This is a genomic window from Mycobacterium sp. TKK-01-0059 (assembly GCF_000709305.1).
Classification (GTDB): domain Bacteria; phylum Actinomycetota; class Actinomycetes; order Mycobacteriales; family Mycobacteriaceae; genus Mycobacterium; species Mycobacterium intracellulare.
The window spans coordinates 633,539-653,808 of the sequence record NZ_KL446995.1; the positions used below are offsets into that span (position 1 = coordinate 633,539).

Consider the following 20,270-nt stretch of genomic DNA (forward strand, 5'->3'; position numbering starts at 1 on the left):
GGCAAGCTGAACGCGTGGACCTACGAGCGCTCGAGGAACTTCCGCTGACCTATCGGGAAGTGGGTGCGACGGCCGCCGGTGACCTGCCCGCGGGATACGACCATCAACACGCCGAGCGCCAAATCGGCACGGGCCGGCAGCGTTTCGAGCAGGCCGCCGACGCCGTGTTGCGCTGGGGCATGCAGCGCGGCTCGGGGCTGCGCGTGCAGGCCAGCTCGGAGATCGCCGTCGTCGACGCGGTGGTGGTGGTGCGGATGGGTTTTCTGCCGGCGCCCTGCCGCGTCGTGTACGTCGTCGACGAACCCGACATTCGCGGCTTCGGCTACGGCACCCTGCCGGGCCACCCGGAATCCGGCGAGGAGCGTTTCGTGGTGCGCTACGACCCGATCACCTCCGCGGTCCACGCGGAGGTGTCGGCGTTCTCCCGTCCGGCGACCTGGTGGAGCAAGGCCGGCGGCCCGGTGGTGCGGGTAGCGCAGCGGCTCATCGCCAAGCGCTACCTGAGGGCCGTCTGACCCGCGGCTACCGGGCCGCGATGCTGCCGCTGTGCACGCCCTGCGCCAGCCGGGCCAGCGCGATGGCGCCCACGAACAACCCGAAGTCGCGCAGCGCGACGTCGTAGAACCCGGGCCCGGTGACCAGGTCGATGATGATCCCGGCGAGCCAGGCCGCGACGACCCAGGCGCCCAGCCGTGGGGCCACCGCCACCACCACCCCGGCCACGATCTCGATGATCCCGACGAGATACATGCACTGATCGGCCGTTCCGGGTACCAGGTCGTCGATCCAGCCGGCCAGATACATGCTCCAGTGATGCGGGTGGGTCAGCAGGTTGAAGAACTTGTCCAACCCGAACACGATCGGCGCGATCGTGAACACGGTGCGAAGCGCGAGGTAGGCCGAATAGGCCGGGTCCCGTAGCTGCTCGGCGAGGGTGGGCGTCGCGCTGACTTGATTGGTGCTCATCGGGTGCCTCCATTTCTAACGGATAATAAATCGAACGGTAGAACGTGTAGACTGTAGCGTCAAGCATTTTGTCTGTTAGAAATGGCGCGGGAATGGACGACCGGAAGCACCTGCAGCGCGACGCCGCCGGCATCGGGGCGCTCGCCGATCCGGTGCGCCACCGCCTGTATCAGTTCGTGTGCGACCAGCCCGCGCCCGTGACCCGCGACCAGGCGGCCGACGCCGTCGGGATCCCCCACCACCAGGCCAAGTTCCACCTGGACCGGCTCACCGCCGAGGGCCTGCTGGAAACCGGTTTCGCGCGCGTGACCGGGCGCTCGGGCCCCGGCGCCGGGCGTACCGCCAAGCTGTATCGCCGGGCGGGCCGCGACATCGCGGTCAGCCTTCCGCAGCGGGAGTACGAGCTGGCGGGCCGCTTGATGGCTACGGCGATCGCCCGGTCGGCGGGCACCGGCGAACCGGTCACCAGCGTCCTGAACCGGGTGGCCCACGACTACGGTCGCGCCATCGGGGCGCGGGCCGGCGCGCGAGCGCCCGCCGACGCCGCGGGCGCGCTTCGGCGCGCGGTGGAGCTGCTGAGCCGGCACGGCTACGAGCCCCGCTACGGCGACGGCGAGGTCGAGCTCGCCAACTGCCCGTTCCACGCCCTGGCGCAGGAGCAGACGGAGCTGGCCTGCACCATGAACCACGCGCTGATCAGCGGCGTGGCCGATGCGCTGGCGCCACACGGCCCGAACGCCCGGCTCTGCCCGGGGCCCGACCGGTGCTGCGTCGTGCTGGCGCCCGGCCGCGCGTAGGCCGCGAGCGAGCCCTATGCCCGCTCTGATGTCCCCCAGCCGGACAGCAACCGTGCCGCGCCCGTGCACATCTCGTCGATGACCTCGCGCACCGACGCGTCGTCGCGGATCATCCCGACGCCCTGACCGGCGTCGACGGGCGCGATCCGGCAGTCCCCGGCGGCGATCGCTGTGGCCAGCTCCTCGCAGGCGGCCGGGTCCAGCGCCTCTTCGTGACCGGTCCAGTGCTCGACGAACTCGTTGGCCAGCACCCGCGACGGGAATCGCGCCGGCCAGGGCAGCCCCTTGGCGACGTCGAAGACCCGGGTGACCGCGGTGTCGGTTTCGGTGGCGGCCACCAGGGCCCGGCGGCCGGCGTCGCCGGTCAGCGCCTCCGGACAGGCCGACAGGCGGGTCCCCACCCACGCGCCGCTGGCGCCGGCGGCCAGCACGGCGGCCAGGCTGCGCGCCGAGGCGACACCGCCCGCGGCCAGCACCGGCACCGTGACCGCGTCCAGGACGGCGTCCAGCAGCGGCAGCAGCCCCAGCTTGACCTCGCCGTGCCCGCCGCCCTCCGACCCGCGGGCGACCAGGATGTCGACGCCGGCGTCGACGGCCCTGCGCGCCCCGTCGCTGTCGTAAACCTGTGTGACGGTGGGGATTCCGGCGTCATGCGCCTTGGCGACCCAGGACCAGTCGGTTCCGAAGCTGACCGACAACAGGGCGGGCCGTGCGGCCAGCGCATCCTCGAGCAGCCCGGCCTCGTTGCGCATCACCCAATCGACCAGGCCGATGCCGAACTGGCCGTCGACGCCCCGCAGCTGCTCGGCCAGCAGCTCCCGGGTCGCGACGCTGCCCATGCCGACCATGCCCAGACCACCGGCCGCCGTGACCGCGGCGGCCAGGCGGCCGCCGGCGACCCCGCCCATCGGAGCGTTGACGATGGGCGCCCGCAGACCGAAACTCGTTGCCCAGGGCGTCGAGAGCATCGGCGGCTAGTGCGCCGAGGGGATGGTCTTCAGCACGGTCAGCAGGACCACCGAATCCTCGATCGCGTGCAGGGCATGGCGTTCGGGCGGGATCGCAAGGTATTCGCCGGCCTTACCCTCCCAGGCGTCGCCGCCGGTGGTCAGGCGCACGCGGCCGCGCAGCACCTGCAGGGTGGCCTCGCCGGGGCTGTCGTGTTCGGAGAGGTCGTGGTCGGCCAGCAGGGCCAGCACGGTCTGCCGAAGCTCGTGGCTGTGTCCGCCGTGGATCGTGTGCGCGGCCCGTCCGCTGTGGGACTGTTTGGCCTCGGCGAGCTTTTCGGACGCGAGGTCGGTCAACGAAACGGAATCCATTGTGAGTCCTTCGTAGTTGCAAGGCCTTTCACCGACGGCCTTGAGGGTGGGCAGTTAACCGCTCAGTAGGAGTATCCCCGCCGCGATCAGGCCGGCCACCTTGACCGCCTCGAGGGCGACGTAGCCGTAGTGGGCCCGGGAGCGCGGCCCGTCCGATCCGGACAGCACCCGGTCGGTACGGCGGGTCAGCGCGGGCCGCACGGCGACCAGCTGCACGGCCAACGCGGCGACGGCGACGCCGACCGCCGCGATGACGCCCGCCGGGGTGGGGCCCGCGATCACGATCGCCCCGATGACGAGCGCGAAGGCCACCTCGACGGTGTTGAGGGCGCGGAAGACCAGCCGGCCGATGCCGAGCCCGATCTGCAACGTCACGTTGGGCGCCCGGAACTTCAGCGGGGCTTCCAAAAACGAGATGGCCAGCACCATGCCGAGCCAGACGAAGGTGAGCGCGACGGCGATCGCGGTTCCGGTCGTCATTTGGCCGCCCCCTGCAGCGTCAGGTGAGCCAGACACAGGTCCGGCTCCACGAACGAGTCGAGCCGGTCCACCGAGACCGGTGCGCCCCAGGTTTCCACCGCTCCCTGCATGAGGCCGAGGTGCACCGGACACACGACGCTCGACCGGTTTTCGGCCAGCTCCAGGAATGGGCAGTGCCGCAGTCCGACTTGTTGCTCCCCGTCGACCACCCGGCGCTCGGGCGCGAAGCCGAGTTCGTCGAGCACCTCGATCAAACGGGCGATGACCTCCTCGGCGTTGGCGGGGGCGTCGGGCCGCGGATGCAGCTCGGCGTCCACCTTCCGCCCCCACGCCCGTCCCGCGGCCAGCGCCTTGGGCCCCGGGTCGCGCTCGGTGGCGAAGGCCATGGTCAAGATCTCGGCGAGCAGCCGGTAATGCCGCGTCCCGCCGCGATCCATCTGCCGGACCGCCCGGAACATCAGCGGTGGGCGGCCCGGGCCTTTGCGGTCCAGCTCGACGTGTTCCACCTGCCCGTCGGTGACCAGGCTGTCGAGGTGGAAGCGGACGGTGTTGGGGTGGACGCCCAGCTCGTCGGCGATCCCGGCGATGCTCATCGGTTCCGGGGAAGCCCGCAGCAACCGCATCACCGCGCGGCGCCGACCGGCCGATTCGCCCGCGACCGAACCCTGAACCTCCGGGAGTTTCTCCAACTGCCGGGCCTTCTGGGCTTTCTGCGTCTTCTGGGTTCTCTGGGTCTTCACCGGGTCCCTCACGCTGCTCGTCCTTCAAGCCCCGTCCGAATGGGCGGCACTGGGCTGACCCGCCACCAGCGGTGTGTCGACGCCGAGCGGGCCGACCTTGGCCGCCCCGCCCGGGGACCCCAGGGGTTCGTCGCGGCCCGGCAGCGTCTCGGCGAAGAATGCTGCATTGTCGGCCAGGTGCGGCTGGAGATCCTCGGGCAGGTCATCTTCGTAGTAAATCGCCTCCACCGGACAAACCGGCTCGCACGCGCCGCAGTCGACACACTCGTCTGGATGAATGTAGAGCGCGCGGCCGCCCTCGTAAATGCAATCCACGGGACACTCGTCGACGCAGGCGCGATCCATCACATCGACGCATGGCTTCCCGATCGCGTAAGTCATGGGCTACAGTTTACACAACATGTCTTGTAAAAATTGGGTTCGAGGCCTAAGAACGGTGAAGGCCGACGGTAGGCTCATCGACACCCCGCCCCCGGTGCGCCATGGGTACCACGAGTTGGCCCTGGCCTCACCGCAAGGCGCTGCGCGACAGGAGATCTGATGCCAGGACAACGAGCAGGTTCCGAACTTCCGCTGCCGGCCTCGCGCCGTGACGACAGCGCGGTCGCCGGCCATTGGCTGTTGGCGCGGCTCGGCAAGCGCGTGTTGCGCCCCGGCGGGGTCGAGCTGACCCGCACCCTGCTGTCGCGCGCGGAGCTGGGCGGCGCCGATGTGGTCGAGCTGGCGCCGGGCCTGGGCCGTACCGCCACCGAGATCGTGGCCCGCGGTCCGCGATCCTACGTCGGCGCCGAGGGCGACCCGGACGCGGCCAACATGGTCCGCGGCGTGCTTTCCGATCTCGGTGCGCAGAATGCCGCCGTGCGGGTGGCGGACGCGGCGGAGACCGGGTTGCCGGACGCCAGCAGCGATGTCGTCGTCGGAGAGGCGATGCTGACCATGCAGGGCGACGCGGCCAAACAGGCCATCGTCGCCGAGGCGGCCCGCGTGCTGCGGCCGGGGGGCCGCTACGCGATCCACGAACTCGCCCTCATCCCGGACACGGTGTCGGAGGAGATCAGCACCGAGATCCGGCAGGCGCTCGCGCGTTCGATCAAGGTGAACGCGCGGCCGCTGACGATCGCGGAGTGGTCGAAACTGCTCGCCGAGCACGGATTGGTGGTCGACAACGTCACCACCGCGCCGATGGCCCTGCTACAGCCCCGCCGGCTGGTCTCCGACGAGGGCCTGTTCGGGGCCCTGCGGTTCGCCAGGAACGTGCTCCTGCACCGTGATGCCCGCAAGCGGGTCCTGGCGATGCGCCGCACGTTCCGCAAGCACCGCAAGCAACTGGCCGCCGTCGCGATCGTCGCCCACAAGCCCGCGGCATCGGCCACCGGCTGACCGGCCCCGGAAGGCTTTGGGGACGGCCTGCGCCGTTCGGTGTTGCGCCGCTTCCGATATCGGGTCCCGAGTTTGGGCCCGTTCCGCAATCTCCGCGTGACGGTTTAGTGACGCCCCCTGACGTAACTTGGCTGCGGCAGTTGTGGGGAGAACGAAGGAGCTTGCCGAGCATGGGTGCTAGCCCACCGTCGCTGACGGATTCCGACCTCGACGCGTTGGCGTCGGATTTCCTGCAGTCGCATTACCTCGGCGCCATCTACGCCGATTGGTCACCCGACCGGCGGCTCGACATGTTCCTGAGGCGGCGCGGCCTCGCCAGGGTGGCCAACGACGGCGACCTGTCCCACAACGTCTTGCAACGCATCATGTCCCGGGCGGGCCGTGCCTCATTGGCGCGGCATTGATCGGCCTGCTCTTCTGCTGCAGAACCAGGTAGGCGACCGCGATGAACAAAAACCGCGAAAAAGTTCGAGTTTTGACGGCCGAAATGACAACCCACGCATTGGTACGGACGTACTATTGCGCTTTGAAGCTGGACGTGCCGCCGGGGATGGATGAGTCGTTGAGGCTAGCGGGGAGGGGACGATGAATTCACCGAAATGGATGGTTCATTGGCCGCAGCGCAGGCCGACGGCCACGATCTACCAGTTGACCGACCGACTCCACCGCGGGCACGTCGCCAGGGTGCCCGCCCATCAGATCACGGCGACGGTGTCGGCGTGGCTGGCGGACCTGGGAGCCGACAGCCCGCTGGTCGACGAACTCGAGCGGGCCGTGTGCGGCGGCGACTGGGCGGCGGCGCACGCCCTGAGTGAGTGCTTGTCCATCGAGATCGCGGTGGCCGACTGAGAATCGCGACTCAGCGCTGAGCGAGTGCCCGCGCGGCGCGGCCGAGGCTGTCGTCGATCAGCCGGTCGACGGCGCCGAAGTAGGTCGGTGACGGGTCTTTGCCCACCAGCTCGGCGATCGCTTGCTGCTCACCCAAAACATCTGCGGCATCGAGGTTTTCGGCCATGCGCTGCGTGTGCACGGTCAGGCCGGTCAGCAACTCCGCGGTTTGGGATCCCGCGACCACGGTGCGCCGGCCCAGCGTGCGCAGGGTGTCCCATTCGGCGTGCCATGCCCCGTCGGGCCGTTCGTCGTCGGCCAGCGCCGCGGCGGTGTGCAAGGTGGCGGCCAGCGGGGGCGTCGACAGCGCGGCGCGGCGAATCAGGATGGACAGCACGGGGTTGCGCTTGTGCGGCATGGACGACGAGCCGCCCCGGTTGTCGGCCGTCGGCTCGCTGAGTTCGGCGATCTCGGGGCGGCCCAGCGTGACGATGTCGGAGGCGATGCGTCCCCAGCAGTCGGTGCAGCCGACGAACGCGTCGGCGGCGCCGGTGATCGGCGCGCGGGCCGTGTGCCAGGGCGCCCGCGGCGCCAGGCCCAATGCGGTTGCCGTGTCGGCGGCGACGCCGGCCGCCACCCCGGCCGGGTCGGAGCCGCCGGTGAGCAGCGCCGCCAACTCCGTGGCGGCGGCCAATGTGCCCGCGGCGCCGCCGATTTGGACGGGCGTGGTCAGCGCGGCCATCCGGTCGAAGGCGTCGACGACCCCGTTCAGCCAAGCGGCGGCCTTGGCGCCGAAGGTGGTGGGTGCGGCGTGCTGGGTAAGGGTGCGGGCCACCATCGGAGTGGCCCGGTGCCGCGTGACGAGTTCGGACAGCGCCGAGATCTGCTCTCTCAGCTGCGTGATCAGGTCGTCGGCGACCGCGCGCGTGGCCAGCATCAGGCCGGTGTCCAGGACGTCCTGGCTGGTGAGTCCGCGGTGGATCCACGGCGCGACGGCCGGTTCCGCGCGCTCGCGCAGCAGCTTCACCAGGGGAATCACCGGGTTGCCGCCGTCTTCGGCGGAGGCCGCGAGCGCCTCGCAGTCGTCGTGCGTCACCAGATTCCGCAGCTCCACACCGACGCACTCGGCGGCTGTCAGGCCGGCGCCCGCCAGCGCGCTCAGCCACGCGGACTCCACCGCGACCATCGAACCCAGCAGCGCCCCGTCGGTCATGTGCTCGCCGGCTCGATGGTCTCCGGGCCACAGCAAATTCGTCATCGCGGCTCCGCCCGGTACGCCAGGAACAGGGTCTCGGCCGGCCCCTGCAGGTGGATGTCGAAACGGTATGCGGCGCCGTCATTTTCGGCCACGCAGAGCAACGTTTCCAGACGCTCGGCGGGGACGGCGGCCAGCAGCGGATCGGCCTCCGGGTCGGCCCCCGGCAGGTAGGCGCGGGTGAACAACCGGTTCAACAGCCCCCGCGCGAACACGGTGAGCGCGAAGAACGGCGGGCGCCCGTCGATCACCGAACCCGGGGTCAGGGTGGTGAACGCGTAGCGCCCGGCGCCGTCGGTCGCGCAGCGGCCCCAGCCGGTGAACGACGGGATCGACGCGTGGGATCGGCGCAGCGAACCGGCCTGCCGCGCAATGCGTCCCGCGGTATCGGGCTGCCAGAGTTCGACCAGTGCGTCGGGGACCGCGGCGTCGCCGCCGTCGTACACCGCGCCGTGCAGCCGGATGGCCTGCGGGTGACCGTCGTCGACCAGCTCGCTGTCACCGGGGTACGGCAATCCCAGGTCGAGGAAGGGTCCGACCGTTTGCCCTGGGGTGCAGGCTGTTTCAGTCATGCGCGCCCTCGGTGGGTGTCGGCGCGCCGCCGGTCAGGACGATGTCCCACCGGTACCCGGTCGCGTACTCGGGCTGGGTCAGGTCGTGGTCGTAGCGGGCGATGAGCCGTTGCCGCGCGGCGGGATCGAGGATCGACTGGAAGATCGGATCCAGCTCGAACAGGGGGTCGCCCGGGAAGTACATCTGGGTGACCAGGCGCTGGGTGAAAGCCGTTCCGAAAACGGAGAAATGGATGTGCGCCGGGCGCCAGGCGTTGCGATGGTTGCGCCATGGGTAGGGGCCGGGCTTGACGGTCAGGAACCGATAGGAGCCGTCCGGCCCGGTCAGGCAGCGGCCGGCGCCGGTGAAGTTGGGGTCGAGCGGGGCCGGGTGCTGGTCGCGCTGGTGGCGGTAGCGCCCGGCGGCATTGGCTTGCCAGATCTCGACCAGCTGATCGGCCACCGGTCGGCCGCCTTCGTCGACGACGCGTCCGGTCACCGCGACGCGCTCCCCGATCGGCTCGCCCGGATGCCCGGCCGTCAGGTCGGCGTCGAGCGGGTCGACGTCCTGGTGGCCGAAGCACGGCGCCCAGAGCTCGACGCCCTCGGGATCGATCGCGACCAGGGGATGCTTGGGGTGGCGCAGCGTCGTGCTGCGGTACGGCGGATAGTCCAGGAGCGGCTGACCGTGCGCCGGGCCTGCCCCGCCCGGGTATTGCGCTGCGATGCGGGCGATCTCCGCCGTGATGTCAGCCTGAGAAGCGACACACCCGGCGTCCATGAGCCGTGACGCTACTCTCGATGCTCCCCTACAGGGCGCGGATCAACGCCGCGCGCCCCTTGGTCCGCAGGCGGTGCACGGCCGAGCCGCGGTATTGCTCGATCGTGGCGGCCATCTTGTTGCCCAGCTCCTCGAGCTCCGCGTCGGTGATCTTCACCTGCGGAGGGGCCGGGATCATGTCGCGTTCCTCTTCGTCCGCGTGCGCCTCCAGCACGGTCTTGAACGAATTCCACTCGTCCTCATACCCCGGCGCGCTCTGCGGCGTCTTGAGCAACACGGAAAGCTGGTCGACGACCTGGCGGTGTTCGGCGTGGGCGACCGCGATCAGCTTGGTGGCCGCGCGCAGCGCCGGGTAGTACAGGTCGTCCTCGATCCGGAAGTGGATGTCGAGCTCGATCAGCATGTCGTCGAAAAGGGCATGGCGCTCTTCGGAATTCAGCGGTGCCTCGCTGACCTTGCGGCCGAGGCCTTTGAGCACGATGTGGTGTTCTTTGAGAACGTCGTAGGCGTTCAATTGGCTCCTCCTTTAGCGATTCCGATCGCGCCGCCGGGAGCGGGCTGCTGCTCACCGCGGACTTCGACCACTCCGTCGACCAACCGGGCCTCGTAGCACGGCAGCGGCGCTGCCGCCGGACCGCGCACCACTTCGCCGGATTCGGCGGCGAACCACGAGCCGTGCCAGGGGCACACCAACCGGCCGCGGTCCATCCAGCCGTCGGCCATCGGGGCGGCCAGGTGGGGGCAGAATTCTCCGTACGCCGCGACTTCACCGGGCTTGGTCTGACAGACCACCAGGCCCACACCGTCGACCTCGACGCGCACCGGTTTGCCGTTGAGCGAGCTCGCGGGCAGCACCGGCGTCCACGTGGAGGTGCGCAGCCGCGGACCGGACTGGTCGATGCCGATACCGGAGTCGAAGACCAGCGCACCACCGAGGTAGCTGCCGGCGACGGTGATGCCGTAGCCCAGCGCGGTGAGCACGATGCCTCGCCCGTGGCGTCCCTTGCGACGGTCCCACCACGACTGCATGTACAGCGCGGTGGCGGCGACGTTCAGCAGGCCGTGCACCGCGCCGACGCGGCGGTCCTCCTCGTGGGTGTGCTGCCAGTCGGTGACGCCGGTGACGGCCGAGCCCAGGCTCGCCAGGATGCCGACCCCGAGGGCGCGGGAGGCGAATCGCGAGGCGTCGACGACCTCGGATGCGGGCTGGCCCGGCAGCACGCTGAGGGCGTCCAGCGCCACCGTCGTGCCGAGCGCGCCGCTGGTCAGCGACGCCAGCGGCGGGTGCACCGGGTGCCCGAGCCAGACGCCGTTGAGCGCGTTACTGACGGTGTTGCGGGCGCCGCCGAGCCCGTTGTAGGCGAAGCTGAGCAGGTGTTCGAACCGATAGCTCGGCCGATCCATCCACTCCTGGCGCCCGATAGCGGCCAGAACCTTGGATCCGACCTGCTGCAATCGACCCCCGCGTGGCCGACCCACCATCGCACCCTGCCTTTCCTCAAATCAGTGGAAATAAGCGGTTAATAACCGCAAAACCGAACGATTACCGGCAGTTTACTCCGCGCTCACATACGCCGAACCGCTGCCGTGACCCACGGTAGCCGGGGGTTTCCGGGATGTAATTGCGTGCCACCTGTGAATCGGCCCCAAGGATTCTGCGGACAACCTGGCGACGCGGGCGCCCGGCGGTTGACCGGCGCCGAAGACTGCGGGATTCTTCTGAGCGGAGAGTATTTCTGTACATCAGAGGGAGTCATGGCGCACCGGGACGGCGGATTGCTCGAAGTCTTCGAGAACGTGCGCCGCGGGATGATCCCCGCGCACATCTACAACGACTCCGAACTGTTCGCGCTGGAGAAGGAACGGCTGTTCGGCCGGGCGTGGACCTTCGTGGGGCACGAGTCCGAAATCCCGCACGACGGCGACTACGTGGTGCGCCGGGTGCTCGACGACTCGTTCATCATCACCCGGGATTCCGCCGGCGAGGTGCGGGCCCTGTTCAATATGTGCCTGCATCGCGGGATGCAGGTCTGTCGCGCGGAGATGGGAAACGCCTCCAACTTCCGCTGCCCCTACCACGGCTGGACCTACCGCAACGACGGACGGCTCACCGGGCTGCCGTTCCACCGGGAGGCCTACGGCGGCGACGAGGGGTTCGCCAAGGACCAAACCCTGTTGCCCGCACCGAATTTCGCGAGCTACAACGGCCTGCTGTTCATCAGCCTGGATCCGAATGCCGAACCGCTGGAAGACTTCCTGGGCGACTTCAGGTTCTACCTGGACTACTACACCAAGCAGAGCGCCGGCGGCGTCGAGGTGCGGGGGCCGCAGCGCTGGCGGATCAAGGCGAACTGGAAGATCGGCGCGGAGAACTTCGCCGGCGACATGTACCACACCCCACACACCCACGCGTCGATCGTCGAGATCGGCCTGTTCCGCGAGCCGAAAGCCCAGAAGCGCAAGGACGGCGCCACCTACTGGGCGCACCGCGGCGGGGGCACCACCTACAAACTGCCCCCCGGCAGCTTCGAGGAGCGGATGCGCTACGTCGGCTACCCCGCCGAGATGATCGGCCGCATCAAGGACGTGTGGACCCCGCAACAGCAGCGGGTCGTCGGCGAGGACGGGTTCATGATCTCCGCGGCGACCTGCTTTCCGAACCTGAGTTTCGTGCACAACTGGCCCAAGGTCCGCGATCGCGATGACGAGGTGTTGCCGTTCATCTCGATCCGGTTGTGGCAACCCATCAGCGAGAACGAGACCGAGGTGTGTTCGTGGTTCGCCGTGGACTCCACCGCTCCCCCGCAGTACAAACAGGATTCGTACAAGGCGTACCTGATGTGCTTCGGGTCGACGGGCATGTTCGAACAGGACGATGTGGAGAACTGGGTGTCGCTGACCACCACCGCGGGCGGTTCGATGGCGCGACGGCTGCTGCTGAACAGCCGCATGGGCCTGCTCGCCGACGACCGCTCAGTCGTCGAGCCGTTGGCGCCCAACGCTTTTCACGGCCCCGGACGCGCGCAGGTCGGCTACAACGAGCACAACCAGCGGGCGCTTTTGGCCATGTGGGCCGACTACCTGCAGGGGGCGGGCACATGAGAAAGCCCCTGCCCTTCAGCGACAGTCGACACCTCGAGGCGCACCAGTTCCTGGTGGACGAGGCGTACCTGCTCGACGGCCAACGGTATGAGGCGTGGCTGGACACGCTGACCGACGACGTCCGCTACACCATGCCGGTGCGGGTCACCGCCGCGCGCGGCGCGGGATTCGACGCGTCGCCGTTTCCCGAGCCCGGCATGGCCCATTTCGATGAGGACAAGTACTCCCTGACCCAGCGGGTCGCGCGGATGGGCACCGAGCACGTGTGGGCCGAGGACCCGCCGTCGCGGCTGCGGCACTTCATCACCAACGTGCGCACCTTCGAGTGCGACGATTCCGAGGACGTGGTCGTCGAATCGGCCGAGCTGCTGTTCCGCAGCCGCGGCGACGTCAACGAGGCCGCCCTGCTGTCCTGCGGGCGCGAGGACCTCCTGCGCCGGTGTGGCGATCGCTTCAAGCTGGCGCGGCGCACCATCCTCGCCGACGAGTCGGTGCTACGGATGCAGAACCTGGCGGTGTTCCTATGAGCGACGAACCCATCACGATCGCCAACGAATTCACCGAGGTCGTGGTGCGCCGGATCGACACCCGCAACGGGTCACGCCTGCTGATCAGCGCCCCCAGGTCCGGGGAGTCGATCACCCTCGACGCGCTCGAGGTCGAGGCCCTGACCTGGCAGAACCCCCGTACTCTAGCTGCCATGGTCGGCAACTCCCACGCGCCGCTGCTGCCCGACGATCCCGAGGAGCGCGATGACGGGCTGGCTTGAGGGCAAGCGCGCGCTGGTCGTCGGCGCGGGTTCGGGAATCGGGCGCGCCGTCCTCGACGCGTTTCGCGCCGAGGGCGCGAAAGTCGCCGCGCTGGAACGCGTTCCGGAGAAGTGCGCCGCGCTGCGCGCGCAGCTGCCCGACGTACCGGTGACCGAGGGCGACGCGACCGCCTACGACGCCAACGAACGGGCCGTCACCGCCGCGGTGGAGGCCTTCGGCGGGCTGGACACGCTGGTCAACTGTGTCGGAATCTTCGACTTCTACCGGGGCATCGGCGACATCGACCCGCCCGACCTGCCCGGCGCGTTCGACGAGATGTTTCGCACCAACGTGCTCAGCCACATGCAGTCGGTCAAGGCGGCGATCCCCGCGCTTCGGCACGCGGGAGGGGCCTCGATCGTGCTGACCGAGTCCGCCTCGTCGTTCTACCCGGGACGCGGCGGCGCGCTGTACGTCTCCTCGAAATTCGCGGTGCGCGGCCTGGTTTCGGCGCTGGCCCACGAGTTGGCGCCGGGGATCCGGGTCAACGGGGTGGCGCCCGGCGGCACGCTGAACACCGATCTGCGCGGCCTCGCCAGCCTGGGGCTGGGCGACACCCGGCTGGACGACAGACCCGGCCGGGCCCGCGAGGTGGCGGACCGCACTCCCCTGCACGTCGCGCTCACCGGCGAAGACCACGCGTTCAGTTATGTGTTCCTGGCGTCCGACCGCTCCCGCGGGATCACCGGCGAAACCGTGCGTCCCGACGGCGGATTCGGCCTCGGCGCAACGAAACCCGACCCGAAAGGGACCGAACCATGACCGACCGGCTGGAGCGGCAGCGAACCCTGGTCGCGCAGGGGTGCCGCGTCGCGGCCGCCCGCGGCCTGGTCGACGGCATCCTCGGCCACCTGAGCCAGCGGGTCGACGACGAGCGCCTGCTGGTGCGCTGCCGCAGCGACGCCGACGACGGGGTGGCGTTCACCCGGCCCAGCGACATCCGGCTGGTCCGATTCGACGGCAGCCCCGGCGCCCCAGGCGAACTCGACGGGTACCGGGTGCCCAACGAACTGCCCATCCACGTCGAGACCATGCTCGCCGACCCGCGCCACACGGCCGTCGCGCACCTGCACCCGCCGGCGGTGGTCGCCGCCGATTTGGCCGGCATCACGATCCGGCCCATCTACGGCGCCTACGACATTCCCGGCGCCTGGCTGGCGCGCGGCGGTGTCCCCGTCTACGAACGCGCCGTGCTGATCCGAGATTCGCGGCTGGGCAAGGAGATGGTGGCGGCCATGCGCGGTGCGCCCGTGGTGATCTGCCGCGGACACGGAATCACCAGCGCCGCGGCCACGGTGCCGCAGGCGGTGCTGCAGGCGATCAGCCTCGACGCGCTGGCCCGCATGGCGTTGCGAGTGCGCGCCGCCGGCGGCACGCCGCGCGACATCGACGACGCGGACTGGGAGGACCTGCCGGATCTGGGGCCCGCGCTCACCGCCGAGGCGGCCTGGCGCCACGAAGTGGCGCGACTCCCGTCGGGGCCGGCGTCGTCGCCGGCCTAGCTAGCCGAGCAGATCGCCAATCTCCTTGGCGGCGTTGACAAGTGCGGCGGCTACCGCCGGATACCGGGAGGGGTCCAGCCGGTGTTGCGGCGCGGCGGCGTTGAGCGCGAGCCGCAGGCCGGGCGCCCGGGCCGGGATGGGCACGGCGACCGAGGCGACGCCCTCCTCGCTCTCCTCCCGGTTGGTGGCGTAGCCGCGTTCGCGGATGCCGGACAGCTCGGCTTCCAGCTCGGCGCGGCTGGCGATCGAATGCGCGGTGATGCGCTCGAGCCGCTCGCGCGGCAGCAGCGCACGCAATTCCGGTGGCGACAACTGGGCCAGCATCACCTTGCCCGTCGAGGTGCAGTGCGCGGGCATCGTGCGGCCCAGCCGGGACGCCACCCGCACCGCGGCCGGCCCCTCGACGGCGGCCACGAAGCGGACGCTGGCGCCGTCCAGCATTCCGACGTGCACGGTCTCGCGCAGCTGTTCGCTGAGGCCGCGCAGGACGGGCGCGGCGGATCGCGCGATGTCGACACGGCCGAAGATCGCGAACGCCACCCCGGTCAATGACGGGCCGGGCAGGTACGCCTTGGACACCGGGTCCTGCCGGACGAAGCCGCGGTAGGCCAGCATCGCCAGCAACCGGTGCGCGGTCGACGACGCCACACCCAGATAGCGGGTCGCCTCGCTCAACCGGATCTGGGGTTGTTCGCCCAGCAGCAACAACAGCTTGAGCGCATTGTCGACCGACTCGATCGGATACTGCGGCGCAAGCGAATCGGCGGGCGCCGCCGCGGCGACATCCCGTGCGGCGCGCTCGCGCTTGAGTGGCATGGCTCAACGGTAACCAGTTGGCGCCGGACGCAGGAGGGTTTCGTCCCGTGGGCCTGGGCGCCCCAAGCGAATTGAAACGCGCACCTTGGGGCGCGGATCGGCGGCCGGTCAGGCATCCTTGACGCATGAATGTGGAGCCCTTGCTGCACTCGATCCCGCCGCTCGCGGTCTACGTGGTGGTCGGCGGTGTGGTCGGGATCGAGAGCCTGGGCATCCCGCTGCCGGGCGAGATCGTGTTGGTGACCGCGGCCCTGATGTCGTCGCATCACGACCTGGCCGTCAATCCGATCGGGGTCGGCGCCGCCGCGGTGATCGGCGCGGTGATCGGAGATTCGATCGGGTACGCGATCGGGCGCCGCTTCGGCATGCCGCTCTTCGACCGGCTCGGCCGGCGATTCCCCAAGCATTTCGGTCCCGGACACGTCGCGCTCGCCGAGAAGCTGTTCAACCGGTGGGGCGCGCGGGCCGTCTTCCTGGGTCGGTTCATCGCGCTGTTGCGGATTCTGGCCGGGCCGCTGGCGGGTGCGTTGAAGATGCACTATCCGCGGTTCCTGGCGGCCAACGTCTCGGGCGCCATCTGCTGGGCGGGTGGCACGACCGCGCTGGTGTACTTCGCCGGCATCGCGGCCGAACGCTGGCTGGAGCGGTTCTCCTGGATCGGGCTGGTGGTCGCCGTGGTGGCCGGTCTCACGGCGGCAATCCTGTTGCGCGAGCGCACATCACGGGCGATTGCCAAATTGGAGGCCGAGCATCACCGCAAGACCGCGGAGGCCGCCACGCAATCCGACACGGTCTGACTAAACGGCCTCGCCGGTGTCCGCCACCAGCGGCGGCCGGTGTTCGTCGATCAGGGCGCGGGCCATCCGGCGGGCGCGTTTCGCCGCGTCGAGGTCCCCGACGGCGGCGAGGATGATGGCGCCCTTCATCAGGATGTGCCACGACGAGGCGAAGTCTTCGATGTCGGTCAACCCCGCCGCGATCGCGCGGCCGCGCACGATGTCGCGGACGTGGTCGATGTGGGTGATGCAGGCCCGTCCGGCCGGATGGTCCGGCCCGACTTCAAGCAGCACGTGGATGAACGAGCAGCCTTCGTATCCGTCACGGAGCTGGAACCAGTCGTGCATGACGTCGAAGATCGCCAGCAACTGTTCCTCGGGGGTGGTACCGCGCTGCCGCGACTGCTCCTCGATCAAACCGTGCGTCCAGAGCTCCTCGCGGCGCTGCAGCACGGCCAGCACCAGGTCGGTCTTGGTGGAGAAATGGCGGTACAGCGTCGCCCTGGCGACACCGGCCCGTGCGATCACCTCGTCGGTGCCCACGGCGCGGATGCCGCGGCGGCTGAACAGCTCATATGCCGCGGTCAGCACGCGTTCACGCGCCGACGCGGCAGGCGTCCCGACATCGGAGGTTGTCATACGGGCCTTACCGTACTCTTAGCCCCGGACCCGTAGACAGACCGCCCTGTCTCGTTATACAAATGAGATTCGCATCCGCGAACAGTCTGTCTTCAGACAATAGGACGGGCATCCTCGCGGCGTCTCGGACGCCGGTCGATCAGGGGGTCCATCATGAACTCAGCCATTGCGGAACAATTGCCCACCACTCACCTCATGCTGAGCACCAAGCTGGTGTATGAGCTGGGCGATCCCCACAGCACGCTACGGGCGACCGCCGATCGCTGCGGCCCGGCGGTGCTGATCTACGCGGGGGGCGAGATCGACGCGTGCAACGAGCACACCTGGCGCCACCTGGTCAGCGAGGCGGCCGGCGTCGTCACCGCGCCCGGCCCGTTCGTCGTCGACGTCACCGGGCTCGAGTTCATGGGCTGCTGCGCGTTCGCGGTGCTCGCCGACGAGGCGAAGCGCTGCCAGAAACGCGGCATCGATCTGCGGTTGGTGAGCTGCGAACCGATCGTGGCCCGCATCATCGACGCGTGCGGGCTCGGCGGCGTGCTGCCCATCTACCCCACCGTCGACTCCGCGTTGTCCGCGGCCGCGCGCTGGTAACCACACGGCACTGCTCGGCCGTAATCGGCTGAATGAGCGGCCATCCCACCGTCGGCGCGGAGGAAGAGTTTCTCCTCGTCGACCCGCGAACCGGTGAGCCGTCCCCCCGTAACGCCGCCGTGGCGGCCGAGGCCGAGCGGCGCGGCGTCGCGCTGCAGCTGGAACTGAGCAGCTGCCAGGTGGAAACCACTTCCGACGTGGCGGCGAGCGCCGCCGACCTCGGTGAGGAACTGCGCCGGCTGCGACGCGCCGCGGCGCAGGCCGCGCAATCCGTCGGCGTCCAGCTGCTGGCCTGCGGGCTTCCGCCGGCCACCCCGCACGCGTTCCCGGTCACCGACACGCCGCGCTACCGGCGGATCGGCGACGAGTTCGGGATGATCGCCCACGAGCAGGGCATCTGCGGATGCCACGTGCATGTGCAGGTGCCCGACCGTGCCGCGGCCATCCATGTCAGCAACTGGCTGCGGCCGTGGCTGCCGTCATTGCTTGCGCTGTCGGCCAATTCGCGGGTGTACCGCAACGCCGACACCGGCTACGCGAGCTGGCGCAGCGTGCTGTGGCGGCGCTGGCCGGCCGCGGGAGCGCCGCCGTTTTTCGCCTCGCCCGACGAATACGACGACGCGGTACGCATGCTGGTCGACACCGGGGTGATCCTCGACAAGGACATGATCTATTGGGACGTGCGCCCTTCGGCGGAGTTCCCGACGGTGGAGGTCCGCGTGGCCGACGTGCCCGCCACGGTCGACGAGACCGTGCTGCTGGCCACGTTGATCAGGGCCGCCGTGATGACGGCGCTCGACTCACCCGACGACGCCCGCCGGCTGCCGCCCGGCGCGCTGCGCGCGGCGTATTGGAAGGCCGCGCACGACGGGTTGTCCGGGCACACACTCGATCTGATCCACGGCCGCGGGGCGGTGCCGGCGCGTGAGCAACTGGGAACGCTCGTGCAACGGGTCCGCCCGGCGCTCGAGTCACTGGGGGAATACCGGCACGTCGTCCATGAACTCGACCGCGTCGCGACGCTAGGCAATGGGGCGATGCGGCAGCTGCGGGCGTGGCGCCGACGCGGCGAGGTGGCGGACGTCATCGCCGAAGCCGCAGCGGCCACGCTGAGTTGAGCCTCGTTGCCGCACAACACTTCTCGTCAGGCCACCGCGAGCAGCCGATACAGTCCGATCAGGCCCACGACCACGATGATGGCGCGCAACGCGTTGCCCGATAGCCGGCGCCCGTAACGCGCCCCGAGCAGGCCACCGACCAGCGAGCCCGCCGCGATCAGCCCGGCGGCCGGCCAGCTGATCCGGTCGAACGCCGCGGCCGTATATGCAACGGCGGCAACCACATTCACCACCAGGGCCAGGAGGTTTTTGGCGGCGTTCATGCGTTGCACCGACTCCGGCAGCAACGCCCCCATCAGCCCGACCAGCAAAATGCCCTGGGCGGCGGTGAAATAGCCGCCGTAGACGCCGACGGCGAAGGTGCCCAGCACCAGCATCGCCATCCGCCCCGGCGGGACATGCTCGGGTGAGCGGCCCGCCTGCGCGGCGCGCCGGCCGGTCCACGCCTGGATCCGCGGCCCGATCACCACCAGCGCCAGCGCCAGCACCAGCAGCACGGGCACGATCTCGGCGAACACCTTCTCGGGCAGATGCAACAGCAGATAGGCGCCCAGCGTCGCGCCGGCCAGCGAAGCCGGCAGCTGCCAGCGCAACCGATCCCACTGACCGCGCAACTCGGCGCGATAGCCCCAGGTCGCCGACACGCTGCCGGCGACCAGGCCCGTCGCGTTCGACATGGTGGCCGTCACGGGTGGAAAGCCGAGCGCAACCAGCGTCGGGAAGGTGATCAGGGTGCCGGAGCCGACCAGCGCGTTGATCGCCCCGGCCGCCAGTCCGGCCAGGCATATGAGGAACATCTGAAATGGCGACACCGAAGAAAAACCTTAGCCTGCCGCCGATTTCGACGCATGTTCAGGCGGGCGGGGCTTCGGCGCCGCGCTCGACCCCGGTGCGCAGCTTGACCGACGCCGAATAGGCCAGCGTCCGGAAATGCAGGACCGGATCGTCGGAGGGTTCGATGCCGTCGGTCACCCGCATCGGGTCGAACACCACGATGTCGCCGCCGTGTTCGCGCTCGGTGTCCAGACCGGTGATCTGCAGGGAGCCGACGGTGACGATCTGGGTGCTCTGCCAGGCCGACGACGGGTCCACCGTGGAGTCGGTGGGCCCGGCGATCTGCACCCGGAAGTCGAACCGCACCGGCCCAGAGTCCAGCCGCGTCGCCAGCTCGTCGGTGAGGAAGTCCGGATCCTTGCCGTGGGCGTCCGACACCGACAGGTACTCCTCGGCCGCGATCGGAACCAGGTGGTAGCGAACGAATCTGGCGCTGCCGTCGGCGGCGACCCAGCGGAACGCGTGCAGGCCGTGGTATTCGGTGGTGGCATAGCTCGCCGGGATCCGGTTGGCCTCCCGCAGGATGGGCAACGCGCCGAGCAGCCGCGGGTGGGTGAGCAGGTGCTTGCCCATGCGCAGCGGCGTCGTCAGGCCGGGCCGCATCGCCTTGAGCAGATCGATGAAGCCGTCCGGCGTGCTGGAGACGAAGAGCCGGGCGGTCTGCGTCGAGACGTCGGTGGTGGAGCCGTCGGGCAGGGTGAACTTCACCGCCATCCCACGCACGCCGGGCCGGCCATCGCGCTGCTTTGGGTTGCCCGATCCGTTGGAGAACCGGATCAGCGCCGGCACCGGCGAGCCGTCGAGATGGCTTGCGCGCGAGAGCATTACCGCGTCGCGGGCCGCGGTGAACGTGCCCCGGTACAGGGTGCCCTTCGCATGCAACGCGCGGCAGCCCGGCCGAGCGCCGCCGGCGCCCCGGATCGCCTCGATCGCTTGGTCAGGGGTTAATCCACCGCTCATGGACGAATCTTAGTGGCATTTGAATC

28 protein-coding genes are annotated in these 20,270 nt (G+C 69.9%); 13 read left to right on the top strand and 15 right to left on the bottom strand.

Features of this window, described 5'->3' with window-relative positions; genetic code table 11:
• The first annotated feature begins 14 nt into the window (after window positions 1–14).
• Entirely contained in the window at window positions 15–515 is a 501-nt protein-coding gene (locus K883_RS24790; protein ID WP_009953636.1) for a DUF1990 family protein, read from the top strand.
• A 7-nt stretch (window positions 516–522) separates the two neighbouring features.
• On the opposite strand, the gene K883_RS24795 is transcribed toward K883_RS24790, so the two are convergent.
• The gene (locus K883_RS24795) at window positions 523–966 is read right to left on the bottom strand and encodes an Rv2617c family stress response/phage resistance protein (protein ID WP_014712027.1); all 444 of its coding nucleotides are present in this window, start codon (window positions 964–966) and stop codon (window positions 523–525) included.
• 92 nt (window positions 967–1,058) lie between these two features.
• Here K883_RS24795 and K883_RS24800 point away from each other — a divergent pair, with 92 nt between their 5' ends.
• Window positions 1,059–1,763 carry a helix-turn-helix transcriptional regulator gene (locus K883_RS24800; protein ID WP_014385320.1) on the top strand — a complete coding sequence of 235 codons (705 nt, stop codon included), beginning with the start codon at window positions 1,059–1,061 and terminating at the stop codon, window positions 1,761–1,763.
• Between the two features lie 14 nt (window positions 1,764–1,777).
• On the opposite strand, the gene K883_RS24805 is transcribed toward K883_RS24800, so the two are convergent.
• From K883_RS24805 to fdxA, 5 genes are read right to left on the bottom strand one after another with little or no spacing between them, the layout of a single operon-like run.
• On the bottom strand, window positions 1,778–2,731 hold the full coding sequence (locus K883_RS24805) for an NAD(P)H-dependent flavin oxidoreductase (protein ID WP_014382865.1): 954 nt from the start codon (window positions 2,729–2,731) through the stop codon (window positions 1,778–1,780).
• A 6-nt stretch (window positions 2,732–2,737) separates the two neighbouring features.
• Window positions 2,738–3,082 carry a cupin domain-containing protein gene (locus tag K883_RS24810; protein WP_009952612.1) on the bottom strand — a complete coding sequence of 115 codons (345 nt, stop codon included), beginning with the start codon at window positions 3,080–3,082 and terminating at the stop codon, window positions 2,738–2,740.
• A 54-nt stretch (window positions 3,083–3,136) separates the two neighbouring features.
• Entirely contained in the window at window positions 3,137–3,562 is a 426-nt protein-coding gene (locus K883_RS24815) for a hypothetical protein (RefSeq protein ID WP_014382866.1), read from the bottom strand.
• Entirely contained in the window at window positions 3,559–4,302 is a 744-nt protein-coding gene (locus tag K883_RS24820; protein WP_014385321.1) for a helix-turn-helix transcriptional regulator, read from the bottom strand. Before K883_RS24820 ends, K883_RS24815 begins: the two co-directional genes overlap by 4 nt.
• Window positions 4,303–4,326: 24 nt before the next feature.
• A complete protein-coding gene (fdxA, locus tag K883_RS24825; protein WP_008258347.1) occupies window positions 4,327–4,683 on the bottom strand; it encodes a ferredoxin in 357 nt (118 codons plus the stop codon).
• 159 nt (window positions 4,684–4,842) lie between these two features.
• On the opposite strand from fdxA, the gene K883_RS24830 reads away from it, so the two are divergent.
• From K883_RS24830 to K883_RS24840, 3 genes are all read left to right on the top strand, one after another.
• Window positions 4,843–5,682: a class I SAM-dependent methyltransferase gene (locus K883_RS24830; RefSeq protein ID WP_020823035.1), complete on the top strand. Its 840-nt coding sequence runs from the start codon at window positions 4,843–4,845 to the stop codon at window positions 5,680–5,682.
• A gap of 191 nt (window positions 5,683–5,873) precedes the next feature.
• A complete protein-coding gene (locus K883_RS24835) occupies window positions 5,874–6,086 on the top strand; it encodes a hypothetical protein (RefSeq protein ID WP_026071309.1) in 213 nt (70 codons plus the stop codon).
• A gap of 181 nt (window positions 6,087–6,267) precedes the next feature.
• On the top strand, window positions 6,268–6,531 hold the full coding sequence (locus K883_RS24840) for a hypothetical protein (RefSeq protein WP_009952620.1): 264 nt from the start codon (window positions 6,268–6,270) through the stop codon (window positions 6,529–6,531).
• A 10-nt stretch (window positions 6,532–6,541) separates the two neighbouring features.
• Here the strand turns inward: K883_RS24840 and K883_RS24845 are convergent, their stop codons facing one another.
• The 5 genes from K883_RS24845 to K883_RS24865 are packed head-to-tail and all read right to left on the bottom strand — an operon-like array spanning window position 6,542 to window position 10,579.
• A complete protein-coding gene (locus K883_RS24845) occupies window positions 6,542–7,768 on the bottom strand; it encodes a lyase family protein (RefSeq protein ID WP_014712032.1) in 1,227 nt (408 codons plus the stop codon).
• Window positions 7,765–8,337 (bottom strand): protocatechuate 3,4-dioxygenase subunit alpha, encoded by a 573-nt coding sequence (gene pcaG / locus K883_RS24850; protein WP_050989389.1) that lies wholly within the window; start codon window positions 8,335–8,337, stop codon window positions 7,765–7,767. Before pcaG ends, K883_RS24845 begins: the two co-directional genes overlap by 4 nt.
• Window positions 8,330–9,097 carry a protocatechuate 3,4-dioxygenase subunit beta gene (gene pcaH / locus K883_RS24855; RefSeq protein ID WP_014712034.1) on the bottom strand — a complete coding sequence of 256 codons (768 nt, stop codon included), beginning with the start codon at window positions 9,095–9,097 and terminating at the stop codon, window positions 8,330–8,332. Before pcaH ends, pcaG begins: the two co-directional genes overlap by 8 nt.
• A 28-nt stretch (window positions 9,098–9,125) precedes the next feature.
• Complete coding sequence (locus K883_RS24860; RefSeq protein ID WP_008258355.1) at window positions 9,126–9,611, bottom strand: hemerythrin domain-containing protein; 486 nt, start codon at window positions 9,609–9,611, stop codon at window positions 9,126–9,128.
• A complete protein-coding gene (locus K883_RS24865) occupies window positions 9,608–10,579 on the bottom strand; it encodes a Rieske (2Fe-2S) protein (protein ID WP_036456120.1) in 972 nt (323 codons plus the stop codon). The genes K883_RS24860 and K883_RS24865 overlap by 4 nt, the downstream gene beginning before the upstream one ends.
• 273 nt (window positions 10,580–10,852) lie before the next feature.
• Between K883_RS24865 and K883_RS24870 the strand changes: the two genes are divergently transcribed.
• Genes K883_RS24870 through K883_RS24890 form a run of 5 tightly spaced genes read left to right on the top strand, consistent with a single transcriptional unit; the run spans window position 10,853 to window position 14,510 of the window.
• Window positions 10,853–12,199 (top strand): Rieske 2Fe-2S domain-containing protein, encoded by a 1,347-nt coding sequence (locus tag K883_RS24870; RefSeq protein ID WP_020823037.1) that lies wholly within the window; start codon window positions 10,853–10,855, stop codon window positions 12,197–12,199.
• Complete coding sequence (locus K883_RS24875) at window positions 12,196–12,726, top strand: 3-phenylpropionate/cinnamic acid dioxygenase subunit beta (RefSeq protein ID WP_014712037.1); 531 nt, start codon at window positions 12,196–12,198, stop codon at window positions 12,724–12,726. The genes K883_RS24870 and K883_RS24875 overlap by 4 nt, the downstream gene beginning before the upstream one ends.
• Window positions 12,723–12,968 carry a hypothetical protein gene (locus tag K883_RS24880; RefSeq protein ID WP_008258372.1) on the top strand — a complete coding sequence of 82 codons (246 nt, stop codon included), beginning with the start codon at window positions 12,723–12,725 and terminating at the stop codon, window positions 12,966–12,968. The genes K883_RS24875 and K883_RS24880 overlap by 4 nt, the downstream gene beginning before the upstream one ends.
• Window positions 12,952–13,770 (top strand): 3-(cis-5,6-dihydroxycyclohexa-1,3-dien-1-yl)propanoate dehydrogenase, encoded by an 819-nt coding sequence (hcaB, locus tag K883_RS24885; RefSeq protein ID WP_008258374.1) that lies wholly within the window; start codon window positions 12,952–12,954, stop codon window positions 13,768–13,770. Before K883_RS24880 ends, hcaB begins: the two co-directional genes overlap by 17 nt.
• A complete protein-coding gene (locus tag K883_RS24890; RefSeq protein ID WP_008258376.1) occupies window positions 13,767–14,510 on the top strand; it encodes a 3,4-dihydroxyphthalate decarboxylase in 744 nt (247 codons plus the stop codon). Before hcaB ends, K883_RS24890 begins: the two co-directional genes overlap by 4 nt.
• Here K883_RS24890 and K883_RS24895 read toward each other — a convergent pair whose 3' ends face one another.
• Window positions 14,511–15,326: an IclR family transcriptional regulator gene (locus K883_RS24895; protein ID WP_020823038.1), complete on the bottom strand. Its 816-nt coding sequence runs from the start codon at window positions 15,324–15,326 to the stop codon at window positions 14,511–14,513.
• Between the two features lie 125 nt (window positions 15,327–15,451).
• On the opposite strand from K883_RS24895, the gene K883_RS24900 reads away from it, so the two are divergent.
• Window positions 15,452–16,123 carry a DedA family protein gene (locus K883_RS24900; protein ID WP_020823039.1) on the top strand — a complete coding sequence of 224 codons (672 nt, stop codon included), beginning with the start codon at window positions 15,452–15,454 and terminating at the stop codon, window positions 16,121–16,123.
• On the opposite strand, the gene K883_RS24905 is transcribed toward K883_RS24900, so the two are convergent.
• On the bottom strand, window positions 16,124–16,741 hold the full coding sequence (locus K883_RS24905; RefSeq protein WP_036456123.1) for a TetR/AcrR family transcriptional regulator: 618 nt from the start codon (window positions 16,739–16,741) through the stop codon (window positions 16,124–16,126).
• Window positions 16,742–16,894: 153 nt separating this feature from the next.
• Here K883_RS24905 and K883_RS24910 point away from each other — a divergent pair, with 153 nt between their 5' ends.
• Together K883_RS24910 and K883_RS24915 are read left to right on the top strand one after the other, a co-directional pair.
• Window positions 16,895–17,332: an anti-sigma factor antagonist gene (locus tag K883_RS24910; protein WP_009952641.1), complete on the top strand. Its 438-nt coding sequence runs from the start codon at window positions 16,895–16,897 to the stop codon at window positions 17,330–17,332.
• 32 nt (window positions 17,333–17,364) lie between these two features.
• A complete protein-coding gene (locus tag K883_RS24915) occupies window positions 17,365–18,450 on the top strand; it encodes a glutamate--cysteine ligase (protein ID WP_020823041.1) in 1,086 nt (361 codons plus the stop codon).
• A 26-nt stretch (window positions 18,451–18,476) separates the two neighbouring features.
• Here K883_RS24915 and K883_RS24920 read toward each other — a convergent pair whose 3' ends face one another.
• On the bottom strand, window positions 18,477–19,247 hold the full coding sequence (locus K883_RS24920) for a sulfite exporter TauE/SafE family protein (RefSeq protein ID WP_036456125.1): 771 nt from the start codon (window positions 19,245–19,247) through the stop codon (window positions 18,477–18,479).
• A 55-nt stretch (window positions 19,248–19,302) separates the two neighbouring features.
• On the bottom strand, window positions 19,303–20,244 hold the full coding sequence (locus tag K883_RS24925; protein WP_020823043.1) for a catalase family peroxidase: 942 nt from the start codon (window positions 20,242–20,244) through the stop codon (window positions 19,303–19,305).
• Between the last annotated feature and the right edge of the window lie 26 nt (window positions 20,245–20,270).

Excerpts from the sequence above, each read along its gene's own strand:
- K883_RS24795 (WP_014712027.1), bottom strand. The coding sequence starts at position 966 with ATGAGCACCAATCAAGTCAGCGCGACGCCCACCCTCGCCGAGCAGCTA.
- K883_RS24800 (WP_014385320.1), top strand. The coding sequence starts at position 1,059 with ATGGACGACCGGAAGCACCTGCAGCGCGACGCCGCCGGCATCGGGGCG.
- K883_RS24805 (WP_014382865.1), bottom strand. The coding sequence starts at position 2,731 with ATGCTCTCGACGCCCTGGGCAACGAGTTTCGGTCTGCGGGCGCCCATC.
- K883_RS24810 (WP_009952612.1), bottom strand. The coding sequence starts at position 3,082 with ATGGATTCCGTTTCGTTGACCGACCTCGCGTCCGAAAAGCTCGCCGAG.
- K883_RS24815 (WP_014382866.1), bottom strand. The coding sequence starts at position 3,562 with ATGACGACCGGAACCGCGATCGCCGTCGCGCTCACCTTCGTCTGGCTC.
- fdxA (WP_008258347.1), bottom strand. The coding sequence starts at position 4,683 with ATGACTTACGCGATCGGGAAGCCATGCGTCGATGTGATGGATCGCGCC.
- K883_RS24830 (WP_020823035.1), top strand. The coding sequence starts at position 4,843 with ATGCCAGGACAACGAGCAGGTTCCGAACTTCCGCTGCCGGCCTCGCGC.
- K883_RS24840 (WP_009952620.1), top strand. The coding sequence starts at position 6,268 with ATGAATTCACCGAAATGGATGGTTCATTGGCCGCAGCGCAGGCCGACG.
- K883_RS24845 (WP_014712032.1), bottom strand. The coding sequence starts at position 7,768 with ATGACGAATTTGCTGTGGCCCGGAGACCATCGAGCCGGCGAGCACATG.
- pcaG (WP_050989389.1), bottom strand. The coding sequence starts at position 8,337 with ATGACTGAAACAGCCTGCACCCCAGGGCAAACGGTCGGACCCTTCCTC.
- pcaH (WP_014712034.1), bottom strand. The coding sequence starts at position 9,097 with ATGGACGCCGGGTGTGTCGCTTCTCAGGCTGACATCACGGCGGAGATC.
- K883_RS24865 (WP_036456120.1), bottom strand. The coding sequence starts at position 10,579 with ATGGTGGGTCGGCCACGCGGGGGTCGATTGCAGCAGGTCGGATCCAAG.
- K883_RS24870 (WP_020823037.1), top strand. The coding sequence starts at position 10,853 with ATGGCGCACCGGGACGGCGGATTGCTCGAAGTCTTCGAGAACGTGCGC.
- K883_RS24875 (WP_014712037.1), top strand. The coding sequence starts at position 12,196 with ATGAGAAAGCCCCTGCCCTTCAGCGACAGTCGACACCTCGAGGCGCAC.
- K883_RS24880 (WP_008258372.1), top strand. The coding sequence starts at position 12,723 with ATGAGCGACGAACCCATCACGATCGCCAACGAATTCACCGAGGTCGTG.
- hcaB (WP_008258374.1), top strand. The coding sequence starts at position 12,952 with ATGACGGGCTGGCTTGAGGGCAAGCGCGCGCTGGTCGTCGGCGCGGGT.
- K883_RS24890 (WP_008258376.1), top strand. The coding sequence starts at position 13,767 with ATGACCGACCGGCTGGAGCGGCAGCGAACCCTGGTCGCGCAGGGGTGC.
- K883_RS24895 (WP_020823038.1), bottom strand. The coding sequence starts at position 15,326 with ATGCCACTCAAGCGCGAGCGCGCCGCACGGGATGTCGCCGCGGCGGCG.
- K883_RS24900 (WP_020823039.1), top strand. The coding sequence starts at position 15,452 with ATGAATGTGGAGCCCTTGCTGCACTCGATCCCGCCGCTCGCGGTCTAC.
- K883_RS24905 (WP_036456123.1), bottom strand. The coding sequence starts at position 16,741 with ATGACAACCTCCGATGTCGGGACGCCTGCCGCGTCGGCGCGTGAACGC.
- K883_RS24910 (WP_009952641.1), top strand. The coding sequence starts at position 16,895 with ATGAACTCAGCCATTGCGGAACAATTGCCCACCACTCACCTCATGCTG.
- K883_RS24915 (WP_020823041.1), top strand. The coding sequence starts at position 17,365 with ATGAGCGGCCATCCCACCGTCGGCGCGGAGGAAGAGTTTCTCCTCGTC.
- K883_RS24920 (WP_036456125.1), bottom strand. The coding sequence starts at position 19,247 with ATGTTCCTCATATGCCTGGCCGGACTGGCGGCCGGGGCGATCAACGCG.
- K883_RS24925 (WP_020823043.1), bottom strand. The coding sequence starts at position 20,244 with ATGAGCGGTGGATTAACCCCTGACCAAGCGATCGAGGCGATCCGGGGC.